Annotated in this window: 12 protein-coding genes; 10 read left to right on the top strand and 2 right to left on the bottom strand. The window is 30.5% G+C overall.

Annotated elements, in window-relative coordinates:
• Nucleotides 1–45 precede the first annotated feature (45 nt).
• On the bottom strand, nt 46–459 hold the full coding sequence (gene ruvX / locus IEW41_RS09355; RefSeq protein ID WP_188606093.1) for a Holliday junction resolvase RuvX: 414 nt from the start codon (nt 457–459) through the stop codon (nt 46–48).
• Nucleotides 460–561: 102 nt separating this feature from the next.
• On the opposite strand from ruvX, the gene IEW41_RS09350 reads away from it, so the two are divergent.
• The 3 genes from IEW41_RS09350 (at nt 562) to IEW41_RS09340 (ending at nt 3,200) form a co-directional block, all read left to right on the top strand.
• Nucleotides 562–1,377: a 2,3,4,5-tetrahydropyridine-2,6-dicarboxylate N-succinyltransferase gene (locus IEW41_RS09350; protein ID WP_188606092.1), complete on the top strand. Its 816-nt coding sequence runs from the start codon at nt 562–564 to the stop codon at nt 1,375–1,377.
• Nucleotides 1,378–1,412: 35 nt separating this feature from the next.
• A complete protein-coding gene (locus IEW41_RS09345; protein ID WP_188606091.1) occupies nt 1,413–2,375 on the top strand; it encodes a stealth family protein in 963 nt (320 codons plus the stop codon).
• A 72-nt stretch (nt 2,376–2,447) separates the two neighbouring features.
• Nucleotides 2,448–3,200 carry a glycosyltransferase family 2 protein gene (locus IEW41_RS09340; protein ID WP_188606090.1) on the top strand — a complete coding sequence of 251 codons (753 nt, stop codon included), beginning with the start codon at nt 2,448–2,450 and terminating at the stop codon, nt 3,198–3,200.
• Here the strand turns inward: IEW41_RS09340 and IEW41_RS09335 are convergent, their stop codons facing one another.
• Nucleotides 3,201–3,956: a lipopolysaccharide kinase InaA family protein gene (locus tag IEW41_RS09335; protein WP_188606089.1), complete on the bottom strand. Its 756-nt coding sequence runs from the start codon at nt 3,954–3,956 to the stop codon at nt 3,201–3,203.
• 148 nt (nt 3,957–4,104) lie between these two features.
• Here IEW41_RS09335 and IEW41_RS09330 point away from each other — a divergent pair, with 148 nt between their 5' ends.
• From IEW41_RS09330 to IEW41_RS09300, 7 genes are all read left to right on the top strand, one after another.
• Nucleotides 4,105–4,668 (top strand): L-threonylcarbamoyladenylate synthase, encoded by a 564-nt coding sequence (locus IEW41_RS09330; protein WP_188606088.1) that lies wholly within the window; start codon nt 4,105–4,107, stop codon nt 4,666–4,668.
• A gap of 42 nt (nt 4,669–4,710) precedes the next feature.
• Nucleotides 4,711–6,135: a CCA tRNA nucleotidyltransferase gene (locus tag IEW41_RS09325; protein WP_188606087.1), complete on the top strand. Its 1,425-nt coding sequence runs from the start codon at nt 4,711–4,713 to the stop codon at nt 6,133–6,135.
• Nucleotides 6,122–7,138 (top strand): COX15/CtaA family protein, encoded by a 1,017-nt coding sequence (locus IEW41_RS09320; protein WP_188606086.1) that lies wholly within the window; start codon nt 6,122–6,124, stop codon nt 7,136–7,138. Before IEW41_RS09325 ends, IEW41_RS09320 begins: the two co-directional genes overlap by 14 nt.
• 38 nt (nt 7,139–7,176) lie before the next feature.
• Nucleotides 7,177–7,692, top strand: coding sequence for an IS1096 element passenger TnpR family protein (locus tag IEW41_RS09315; RefSeq protein WP_188606085.1), 516 nt, complete (start codon nt 7,177–7,179; stop codon nt 7,690–7,692).
• A gap of 113 nt (nt 7,693–7,805) precedes the next feature.
• The gene (locus IEW41_RS09310) at nt 7,806–8,702 is read left to right on the top strand and encodes an ABC transporter ATP-binding protein (RefSeq protein ID WP_188606084.1); all 897 of its coding nucleotides are present in this window, start codon (nt 7,806–7,808) and stop codon (nt 8,700–8,702) included.
• 1 nt (nt 8,703) lies between these two features.
• Nucleotides 8,704–9,537 (top strand): ABC transporter permease, encoded by an 834-nt coding sequence (locus tag IEW41_RS09305; RefSeq protein ID WP_188606083.1) that lies wholly within the window; start codon nt 8,704–8,706, stop codon nt 9,535–9,537.
• Nucleotides 9,538–9,562: 25 nt separating this feature from the next.
• The gene (locus IEW41_RS09300; RefSeq protein ID WP_188606082.1) at nt 9,563–12,961 is read left to right on the top strand and encodes a T9SS type B sorting domain-containing protein; all 3,399 of its coding nucleotides are present in this window, start codon (nt 9,563–9,565) and stop codon (nt 12,959–12,961) included.

Here is a 12,961-nt window from a genome sequence, read left to right as displayed (position 1 = left end):
ATACTTATTAAGAATTTTAAATGATAGTATAAAAATGTTACTCATTTAATGTTTTGATGACATATAACTTTGAAGAATAATAGTTGCGCTAATCTCATCAACTAAAGCCTTATTTTTTCGTTGATTCTTTTTTAGTCCACTATCTATCATTGTTTGAAAAGCCATTTTAGAAGTAAATCGTTCGTCAACCCTAACAATTGGAATATCTGGAATTGCTTTTTTTAACTTTTCGATAAACGGAAGAATATCTGCTTCGCTTTCAGATACTTTATTATTCATTTGTTTAGGCTCACCTATAACAAACAATTCAACCTTTTCTTTTGTTGTGTAATCTTTTAAGAATGCTAAAAGCTCTTTAGTATTAACAGTAGTTAGACCAGATGCAATTATCTGAAATTCATCAGTTACTGCAATTCCAGTGCGTTTAGTTCCGTAATCTATTGCTAATAATCTTGCCATACAGTTGCAAAGTTAGGGTTATTATAAAAGCTAACATATTTTTTAGTCTTCAATTTAATAAAATGAATTATAGAACTATCTTTGTGAAAATTAGATTTACATATGACACAACTGCAACAAATTATAGAAAATGCTTGGGAAGACAGAGCATTATTAACTGATCAAGAAACAATAAACAGCATTCGCAAAGTAATAGATTTATTAGATGAAGGTACTTTAAGAGTAGCTGAACCTACTGCAGATGGCTGGCAAGTTAATGAATGGGTAAAAAAAGCTGTTGTTTTATATTTTCCTATTCAAAAAATGGAAACTTTGGAAGCAGGTATTTTTGAATATCATGATAAAATTCCTTTAAAGCGAGGTTATGCAGAAAAGGGAATTAGAGTTGTACCTCATGCTGTAGCGCGTCATGGTGCATATATTTCTAAAGGCACTATTTTAATGCCTAGTTACGTGAATATTGGTGCTTACGTTGATGAAGGTACGATGGTAGATACTTGGGCAACTGTAGGTAGTTGTGCCCAAATTGGTAAGCATGTACATTTATCAGGTGGTGTTGGTATTGGAGGTGTTTTAGAGCCTTTACAAGCCTCTCCTGTAATTATTGAAGATGGTGCCTTTATAGGTTCGCGTTGTATTGTAGTTGAAGGTGTGCATGTTAAAAAGGAAGCTGTTTTAGGAGCTAATGTTGTATTAACAATGAGTACAAAAATTATTGATGTTACTGGAGACAAACCAATTGAAATGAAAGGTGTTGTACCTGAACGATCTGTTGTTATTCCTGGAAGTTATACTAAAAAATTTGCTGCTGGCGAGTACCAAGTACCATGTGCATTAATTATTGGTAAACGTAAAGAAAGTACTAATAAGAAAACATCTTTAAATGATGCGCTTCGTGAATATGACGTAGCTATTTAAATGAAAGTTTTTAATTTTCCACTAAAAATAAAAATATGGTTATTGATGCAGTAATTACTTGGGTAGATGGTAGTGATAAAAAATGGCAAGAAAAACTAAACAAGTATGCTAAAGTAAAGATAGATTTTAATAAGAAGAAAGAGAGCGTACGATATAATTCAATCGGAGAAATAGACATTGCAATTAAATCTATTATAAAGTTTGCTCCTTTTATTAGAACTATTTTCTTGGTAACCGATAGTCAAAAACCAGAATCTTTTAATAGTCTTAAAGCTTTAGCTGAAAGCAAAAATATTAATCTAGAGTTAATAGATCATACAGTAATTTTTAAAGATTTTGAAGATTGCTTACCATGTTTTAATTCTTGTTCTATAGGAAGTATGCTGTTTAGAATTCCTGATCTATCTGAACACTTTATTGTTTTTAATGACGATACGTTTTTAATGCGAGAGACAACACCTAATGATTTTTTTATAAATAACTACCCAATAATAAGAGGTGATTGGGAAGACTTTTATGAAAATAAAAAAGTGAGAAAAATATATCATTCAATATTGTCGTTTCTTGGAAAGCCGATTAAAAAAAATGCAATCGGTTTTAAAAATTTTCAACAAAGGAGTGCTAAACTAGCTGGAACAAAAAAATATGTAAGGCGATTTCATACTCCTGTTTCAATAAGAAAATCTACATTAATAAATTTCTTTAAAGAGCATGATGTTTTAAAAGAGAATGTTAAGCATCGCTTTAGAAACGAAAATCAATTTATAGTATCATCTTTATCAGAACATTTAGAAATAAAAAATGACACTTATAATTATATAAAAAACACACAGTTAACTTATTTTAGATCTTATAAAAAACCTACATTGGTTAAACTTAAACTAGATAGATTTTTAAAGAACAAAAGCAAATTGTTTATGACTTTCCAAAGCCTTGAATTAGCAGATCAAAATACTATTGATTATATTCTTAATTGGATTGATAGAAGGCTTAATTAGTAAAACCGAATTAATCAATTATTACAGAATTTAAAATTCATACTATCTTTGGCAAATCTTTTATCAACTAAAATGAGTAAACTTTCTGCACTAATAATTACATATAATGAAGTTATTCATATCGATGACTTAATTGATAATTTAAATTTTGTAGACGAGATAATTTTTGTTGATTCTTTTAGTAACGATGGTACATATGAAAAGCTAAAAAATCATAATAATATTATTGTTTATCAACGTAATTTTAAAAATTTTGCAGATCAAAAAAATTATGCTTTAAGCCTTGCCAGCCATGATTGGGTACTATTTATTGATGCTGATGAAAGGCTAACAAATATTACAAAGAAAGATATTCTAAAAAAAATTAATACGCTTAATTCAAATATAGTAGCTTTTTATGGTAGTTTTAAATATTATTTTAATAAAAAACCAATCCATTTTAGTGGATTCCAAACCGCTAAATCCTTTCGATTATTTAGAGTTTCAAAATGCAGATACGATACATTCAAAGAAGTTCATGAAGATTTAATAATAAATGGTCTAAGTGGAAATTTAAAAGGGAAGATAATCCATTATAGCTATAGAGATTATAATCATTATAAAGAAAAAATGAAATTATACGCTCATTTAAAAGCGAAAGCTCTTTATAAAAAAGGCAAAAAGTCATCTTTATTTGATACTAAAATAAAACCTATATATAGGTTTTTTAATCACTATATTATACGGTTAGGAATTTTAGACTGGAAAATTGGTTATTATATTTCTTCTTTAAATGCTTACGAAATAAAAGAGCGCTATAAAGAATTAGACCGGTTAAACAAATAATTATCTCCAAAAAAGAAACTTCTTTTTCAGCTCTTTTTTTCTGTTGAATTTATATTGAAACTCTTGAGTATAACTCCACATTAAGTTAAACACTTTTTCAGGATCTTCGTTTAAGCATTTTGCATATTCGTCACTCATAGTTTTCACCATAGACTTATGTTCTGTTAAACGAGCAAAGTTTTTTATTCTATCTTCAAAAGTTATAGGCGAAAATTTCATTCTGTTTAAATCTACCAAATAAAACTCATAATCATCACCAACTTTTTTTATTAAAGTATTACCAGGCGAATGGTCTAAAAAATTGACATCTAAATTATGAAGCTTAAATGTAAATCTTGTAAAGGCTCTTAAAATTGCGTCATAATCTGGATAATTAAAATCATGTATTAACTCTCTGTATGTTAAATCGTATATAAGATGCTCACTAACATAAAAACTCCTTTTAAACAAAAGTGTTGTTGTAAACTCATAATAGGCAATAGGAAAAGGTGTTTTAATACCTTTATCAATTAAAATATTTGCATATTCAAATGAGCGTTGTGCTTTACTTTTTCTTAAATGTTTATATGCTAATTGATTAAATATATTTGGCACCTTAAAAGATTTTATATTAATCTTTAAATCTCCTAAGTCAAATAGTTTAATAGTATTTCTCTTTCCGTTTACAAATTGCTCTCCTTTATCATCAAAATCAGTTATAATTTTATTCAGAGCTTGTGTATTAGACTTATATTTTTCTTGTACAATACTATTCATTAGGTATTAGCATATTAAAAAACTCATTACAACTTTAAGAGCTTTATATTATTGGCAAAATTACAATTTTTAAGCGTATAAGTCATTTTAATAATTACATCTTAAAATATTTTTAGGTTAATTTGCATATTATTAATTATGAATTAAAATGCTGCATCAAGAGATACAAAATTCACTAAAAGTTTTAAATGAAGGCGGACTCATACTATACCCAACAGATACAGTTTGGGGAATTGGCTGTGATGCTACAAATGAAGAAGCTGTAAAAAAAGTTTTTCAACTAAAACAACGAGAAGATAGCAAAGCGCTAATTTGTCTTGTTTCAGATGACAGAATGTTAAAAAAACACGTAAAAAACATTCCTGAAGCAGCATTTAGTATTCTAGACGTTACTGAAACTCCAATCACAATTATTTACGACAATCCACAGCATTTAGCGTCTAATTTAATCAGTTCAGACAACAGTATAGCCATACGCATCCCTAATGATGATTTTTGCTTTCAATTACTTCGTCGTTTTAACAAACCAATTGTATCAACATCAGCAAATATTAGTGGCTATCCAACACCAAATTCATTTAAAGAAATATCTGAAGAGATTTTAAAAGGTGTAGACTATGTCGTAAATTTGCATCGTGATAAAGTTTGCAATAAACCATCATCAATAATTAAATTGAGTGCTAACGGAGTTGTAAAAATTATCAGGAAATAAGTACAAGTACAAAAAGCTTATGCTTTTTACTGAACTGAAAAGATGAACTACAAACAAGCCTTAAAACATCCTGTTTTTAAAATTATATCTCAATCTGCTAAAGAATTACAATTAGACAGTTATGTAATTGGTGGCTTTGTTCGCGATTTTATTTTAAAAAGAGGCACAGCAAAAGATATTGATGTAGTCGCTATTGGTAGTGGTATTGAACTTGCAAAACAAGTTGCAAAAAACCTACCTACAAAACCTAAAGTTCAGGTTTTTAAAACTTATGGGACAGCAATGCTTCGCTATGATGATATTGAAATTGAGTTTGTTGGTGCTCGTAAAGAATCATATAATGAAGACAGTAGAAATCCTATTGTAGAAAATGGAACTCTTGTAGATGATCAAAACCGTCGTGATTTTACAATTAATGCATTTGCACTTAGTTTAAGCGACACAAATTTTGGCGATTTATTAGATCCTTTTAATGGTTTGCAAGATTTAGAAAACAAAATTATTCGCACACCACTAAATCCAGATATTACTTATAGCGATGACCCTTTACGAATGATGAGAGCTATACGATTTGCTACACAGCTTAATTTTAAAATTGAGAAAGAATCGTTAAATGCAATCACAAAAAATAATCACAGAATTGAGATTATTACCAATGAGCGTATTGTAGTTGAATTAAACAAAATACTAGAAAGCAAAACACCATCAGTTGGCTTTTTGTTATTAGAACAAACTGGTTTGCTACACTACATTCTTCCAGAATTGATAGCACTTAAAGGTATTGATGAAGTTGAAGGACAAAAACACAAAGATAATTTTTACCACACATTAGAAGTAGTCGATAATATTGCTAAACATACTGATAATGTATGGTTACGTTGGGCTGCTTTATTACATGATATTGGTAAAGCACCAACTAAAAAATTCAATAAAAAAGTAGGTTGGACATTTCATGGTCATGAATTTGAAGGCTCAAAAATGGTATATCAATTATTCAAACGATTAAAAATGCCATTAAATGACAAAATGAAGTTTGTACAAAAAATGGTGTACATGAGTTCTCGTCCTATTGTTTTAGCAAATGAAGAAGTAACAGATTCGGCTGTGCGCAGATTAGTGTTTGATGCTGGTGATTATGTAGATGATTTAATGACGCTTTGCGAAGCTGATATTACCACAAAAAATCCGAAGAAATTTAAGAAGTATCATAGTAATTTTCAGTTGGTTCGTCAAAAAATTGTTGAAGTTGAAGAGCGCGACCATGTACGTAATTTTCAACCACCTGTTTCTGGTGAAGAAATCATGGAAACTTTCAATTTAAAACCATCTAAAGAAATTGGTATTATTAAAGAGAAAATAAAAGAAGCAATTCTTGAAGGTGATATTCCTAATGAACATGATGCTGCATTTCAATTAATGTTAAAAGAAGGTAAACGTTTAGGTTTAAAAGTTTATGAAAAAAGATAACAAAAAGGTCATTTACTGGCTACTCACTGGTTGCGTACTCATTTTTACAATGGTTGTTATTGGTGGCATTACAAGATTAACTCATTCAGGTTTATCAATTTCTAACTATAAATTAATTTCTGGCACCTTACCTCCAATGAATGAGGCAGAATGGCATGAAGCTTTTGATTTATACAAACAATATCCAGAATATCAAAAACTAAATAACCACTTCGGATTAGAAGATTTTAAAGATATTTATTTCTGGGAATGGCTACATCGTTTTATTGGTCGTATGATTGGTTTGGTGTTCTTCATTCCGTTTTTATATTTCATAATCACAAAACAACTTACCTCTTCAACAATCAAGAAATCTCTTATTTTAATGGCTCTTGGAGCATTTCAAGGGTTTTTAGGTTGGTATATGGTAAAAAGTGGTTTGGTTGATAGACCAGATGTAAGTCATTACAGATTAGCAGCACATTTAACAACTGCGTTTTTAACCTTTGCGTACACATTTTGGGTAGCATTAGATTTAATGTTTCCAAACAAGAAAGACATTGATAAACGCTTCCGAAATTTAGTAAGAATTGGGCTAGCTGTTCTACTTCTTCAAATTATATATGGCGCTTTTGTTGCTGGATTAGATGCTGGTTTTATTCATAATCATTGGCCATTAATGAATGAAGGTAAATTAATTCATGAAACCGTTTACACAGAACAACAACCACTATATAAAAATTTTATTGAAGGTAAAAGTGGTGTGCAATTTGTTCACAGAACACTTGCTTATATTGTAGTAATTTTCATCATCATTATTTGGTATAGAGCAAAACAAATGGTACTTACAAGTATGCAGCATAAAGTAGTCAATTCATTATTTATTCTGGTTGGCATTCAATTTTTATTGGGTGTTTTAACCCTTATTTTACAAGTACCTGTTTGGTTGGGTGTTTTACATCAAGTAGGTGCATTTTTCCTATTAGCGGCAATGACATTTACATTACATAGATTCAGTAAATAAATAAAGAAAATAGTACCTTTGCAAAATAATATATTACAATGATTTACCGATTTAGAATTATTCTCGACCACGATTCAGAAGGCGATATATTTCGCGATATAGAAATTCGTGAAACTGATTCAATGGAAGATTTGCACAACACTATTAATCAGGCTTTTGGTTTTGATGGAACAGAAATGGCATCGTTTTATGTAAGTGATGATGACTGGAATCAAGGTGAAGAAATTTCTTTATTTAATTTAAGTGATGGTAACGAGACTGTTAAATTAATGAGCGATACAGCTATTAATGAAGTGGTTTTTGAGATGCAGCCTAAACTTATTTATGTTTACGATTTTTTAAGCATGTGGACATTTTTTGTTGAACTTGCAGAAATTGTTGATGAAGCAGAAAGTGTTGATTACCCAAACCTTATTTTTGCTCATGGTCAAATACCTGACGAGGCTCCAGAAAAATTATTTGAAGCTGAAGATTTTGATGAATACAATGAGTTTGAAGACGATTTAGACATAGATGATTACGACCAATTAGACTTTGATGAAAATTGGAATTAATTAACAAACAATAAAACTAAAAGCATTCTAAAATATTAGGATGCTTTTTTTTTATCTTGTAACAAAATATAATATAGTTCGTCATACTACTAACTAATCAATCATCACATATTTTGGATACAATTCTTACAATCAATAATCTCACAAAAAAATTTGGTTATCTCACAGCTGTAAAAGATTTATCGTTTACTATCAATAAAGGTAATGTTTATGGCATTTTAGGACCCAACGGAAGTGGTAAATCAACTACTCTTGGTATAGTGCTTAATGTAGTTAACAAAACAAGTGGCGATTTTAGTTGGTTTGATGGTAACACTACCACACACGATGCATTAAAAAAAGTTGGAGCTATTATTGAGCGCCCAAATTTTTACCCTTACATGTCTGCTTACCAAAATTTAAAATTGGTATGCAAAATAAAAGGTGTTGATTTTAGTAAAGTTGACGAAAAACTAGAATTAGTTGGGCTTTTAGATCGAAAAGATAGTAAATTTCAAACCTACTCGTTAGGGATGAAACAACGATTAGCCATTGCATCTGCCCTATTAAACGATCCAGAAATATTAATATTAGATGAACCAACAAATGGTCTCGATCCTCAAGGGATTCATCAAATAAGAACTCTTATAAAACAAATTGCAAGTAATGGTACCACCATACTTTTAGCTTCTCACCTTCTCGACGAAGTTGAAAAAGTGTGTAGCCATGTTGTTGTACTTCGAAAAGGTGAAAAATTGTATTCTGGTAGAGTAGATGAAATGATTAGTAGCCATGGTTTTTTTGAATTAAAAGCAGAAAAACAATCAGAATTAATACAAGTACTAGAAGCTGATGCTAATTTTAGTTCTGTAAAAACTGAAGGCGAGTTAATTACCGCTTTTTTAAATCAACCAATGGATGCTTCTGTATTTAACAAATTAATGTTCGACAAGGGTATTACATTATCACATCTTGTAAAACGTAAAGAAAGTCTTGAAGAGCAATTCTTAAAATTAACCAACAACCAATAGTATGCTACGATTATTAGAAATAGAATTTCATAAATTAAGATATAGTAAAGCAAGTAAAATACTAATAATAACATACTTTGTTTTATTAACATGTATTGCCCTTTTTGCTTCAATTAAATTTGATATTGGACCCATTAAATTCCACCTTGCCGAATTAGGTATTTTCAATTTCCCTTATGTTTGGCATTTTAATACGTTTGTTGCTGGTTTACTTAAGTTTTTCTTACTATTAGTCATTGTTTCAATGGTTTCTAATGAGTATAGTAACAAAACTATAAAACAAAACCTTATTGATGGTTTAAGTAAAAAAGAGTTTATACTATCAAAATTTTATACAGTCATTGCTTTTTCTTTAATCTCAACGGTTTTTGTTTTTATTGTGTCTTTAATTCTTGGATTAATTTATTCAAGCTATAAAGAACCTTCAATAATATTTTCAGATTTAGAATACTTAATTGCATTTTTTATAAAACTTGTTGGTTTTTTCTCTTTTGGCCTCTTTTTAGGAGTGCTTATTAAACGTTCTGCTTTTGCAGTTGCAACAATGATAGTACTGTTCTTTGTAGAGTTTATAAGCTACGCAATTGTTTCAGGCTATAATAGAGGTACAGATGTAGCAGATAATATTTATCAGTTTTTACCATTTAAGTCATTATGGAACTTAATTGACGAACCAGGTTCAAGGCTCTCAGCAGTACAAGCAGTTGCTCAACAAGTAGGTGAAGATTTAGCCTATGATTATGCAGTACATTGGTACGAAATAGCTATTGTGTTAGGTTGGACTGCTCTATTTATCTTTTTATCGTATAGATTATTAAAAAAGAGGGATTTGTAATATATTTGGTAGCTTTAGCTATCCTATGAAAAAGATTCTCTTATTTTTTATACTATGTATTAGTATTCAAACCTTTGCGCAAAATGAAGCTTCTAATTGGTATTTTGGTAAAAATGCAGGCTTACGCTTTAATGCTGGTTCTGGTACTGTTACAGCTGTAACAGATGGCCAACTCAACACTTTAGAAGGTTGCACATCTATTTCAGATACAAATGGTAACTTACTATTTTATTCAGATGGAAGAACCGTTTGGAATAGTTTACACCAACCTATGGCTAATGCAAGTGAAGCATTTGGTACAGGTTTAAAAGGTGATGATTCTAGTACATCCTCTGGATTAATAGTACCAAAACCACAAGACCCAAATTTTTATTACATTTTTACTGTAGATGAACCTCATCATTTTAACTCTTCAGCTTTTCCAAATCAAACCGATGGTGATGGAATTAATGATGGATTAACATATTCATTAGTTGATATTAATTTAAATGGAGGATTAGGAGATGTAGACCCAGTTGAAAAAAACATACAATTAGTTACATACGATACTAATAATCCTGATCAAGTAGATTTTAAGTGCTCTGAAAAAATTACAGCTGTAAAAGCAGATGATTGTTCTTCTTTTTGGGTGATAACTCATTTTGTGGATCGTTTTTATGCCTTTAAAGTTGATATAAATGGTGTTAATACAACACCTGTTGAATCTATTGTTGGTCCAGTTGTTCCTGTTTCAGGATACAGACGAAATGCTTTAGGATATATAAAAGCTTCGCCTGATGGAGAAAAACTAGTAGTCGCTCATTTTGGCTTTGCTACAACTTTAGGTGGCGATGCTGCTGGTGGAGTATATTTATTTGATTTTGATAATAACACAGGTGTTGTTTCTAATTCAATTGAACTTTATGGTCCTCAAAATGGGGATAGTCCATATGGTGTTGAATTTTCTTCAGAGAACAGAAAAGTATATGCAACAATAAATGCTGGTGTTTCAGGAAATGGTGCAAGTTCTGTTTTGCAATGGGATTTATTAAGTGCAGATATTCCTGCTTCGCAAGCTGTTGTGCATACTTCAAACTCTTTAAGTGCTGGAGCTTTACAATTAGGAATCAACAAAAAAATATATAGAGCCCAGGTAAATTTTAGTAACATAAATACTAGTGGCAGATTTTTAGGAGTAATTAATAATCCTGAAGCCGATGGTGCTGCTGCAAATTACAATGAAAATGGGATTCTAGTTGACGTATCTGGTACATTTCAAAACTTAAGCCGTATTGGGTTACCTCCTTTTATTCAGTCATTATTTAATACACAAATAGATATTATTCAAAACGGAATAAGCACAACAGAGCTAAAACTCTGTACTGGCGACAGCTATACTTTATCTGCTTTAGAAATCCCAGGTGCCACTTATACATGGTCTCAAGATGGAATTATTTTACCAGCAGAAACCAATTTTCAGTTATTTGTAGATACTCCTGGTTTTTATGAGGTTTTTATTGAACCTAATAATGGAGAATGCCCAATTGAAGGAGAAGCTGTTGTTGGTGTTTTTGATATTCCAATAGCAAATCAACCTAATGATATGGTTAATTGTGATGCTACAACTACATCTACCTTCGATTTAACAACTCAAGATGCTCAAGTTTTAGATACTCAAGATCCTGCAATTTATAGCGTACATTATTTTACCACACAACAAGATGCAGATGACAACACTAATGAAATTGTTGGTCCTTTTACAAACACATCAAGTCCGCAAGAAATATTTGTAAGAATACATAATATTGAAAACCCTAACTGCTATGATACTACTTCATTTTTTGTTGAAGTATTTGTTACTCCTGTTGTCACAACTTTAAATGATATTGATATTTGTGATGAAGATTTTAGTGGTAATGCAATGGATGGCACAACTACAACAGATTTAACTGCGTTAAATACTGAAATTTTAGGTAGTCAAGATGCAACACTTTATACAATTACCTATCACAATTCGCAAACAGATGCAGATAGCAACAGTAACCCATTACCAAACTCTTATACTAACACAACTCCTTATACAGAAGAGATTTTTGTTCGTATAGAAAACAATGCAAATACAGATTGTTTTAGTACAGATTCGTTTATTTTAACTGTAAATGATGCTCCTATTGCTAACGATACAACAATTATTCAGTGTGATGAGGATGGTATTCCTGAAGGATACACCATTTTTAATTTAAATCAGGTTTTTGATGATATTACAGGTGGTGCAACAGACAGAAGTATTACTTATTATTTAACACAAAATAACGCTGTTAATGGTACAAACCAAATTAATGGTGATGCATTCCATAACTTTTTTAATCCGCAAACTGTTTACGCTAAAGTTGTAAATGATATTACAGGGTGTTATAATATTGCTGTTTTAACGCTTCAAGTTAGTACCACATCTGCAAACAATGCTACACTAGAGGTTTGTGATGATGATGGTACAGAAGATGGCTTTTTTAATTTCACTCTCTCTGATGCTGATGCTACAGTTTTATTTAATTTGCCTCCTGGATTAGATTTAAGTTATTATGAGACTTATGAAAATGCATTAACAGAGCAAAATCCATTGCCAAATAATTTTACAAACACAGTAGCTTACAACCAAATTATTTATGCAAGAGTTGAAAACTCTAATGCGTGTTATGGTATTAGTGAAGTTAGATTAAGAGTGTTTAAATTACCAAACATTGAAACTACGTTTGAAACCCTATATTGTCTTAATTCATTTCCTGAAACAATTACTATAAATGGTGGTGTTATTGGAGATTCTCCTAGCAACTATTATTATTTATGGTCTACAGGTGAAGACACTTCAGAAATTATGATTGATGCTCCAGGTACTTATACTGTAAGAGTTACAAATACAAATGGCTGTTTTAAAGACAGAACTGTGACTGTATTACCATCTAACATTGCTACAATTACAAGTATTAACATAGTAGATGCTTCAAATAATAATACACTTACTGTTTTAGTAACAGGTGAAGGTGATTATGAATATGCAATCGATAATGAATTTGGTCCATACCAAGACAGCAATGTTTTTGAAAACGTTGCTCCTGGTTTACATACTGTTTATGTTAGAGATAAAAACGATTGTGGTATTGTAGATGAAATTGTTTCTGTTATCGGTTTTCCTAAATATTTTACACCAAATAACGATGGATTTCATGACTATTGGCAAGTGTATGGTATTACGCCTCAATTTCAAGCTGAAAGTGTAATTTACATTTTTGACAGGCAAGGTAAATTATTAAAAGAATTAGACCCTTTAAGTAGAGGTTGGGATGGAACATTAAATGGATATAAGCTACCTTCTAGTGATTATTGGTTTGCAGTAACTTTAGAGGATGGTAGAGTATTTAAAAGTCATTTTACCTTAAAACGATAA

This window comes from Aquaticitalea lipolytica (assembly GCF_014641635.1).
Classification (GTDB): domain Bacteria; phylum Bacteroidota; class Bacteroidia; order Flavobacteriales; family Flavobacteriaceae; genus Aquaticitalea; species Aquaticitalea lipolytica.
This window is presented reverse-complemented; position numbering and strand designations above follow the sequence as displayed.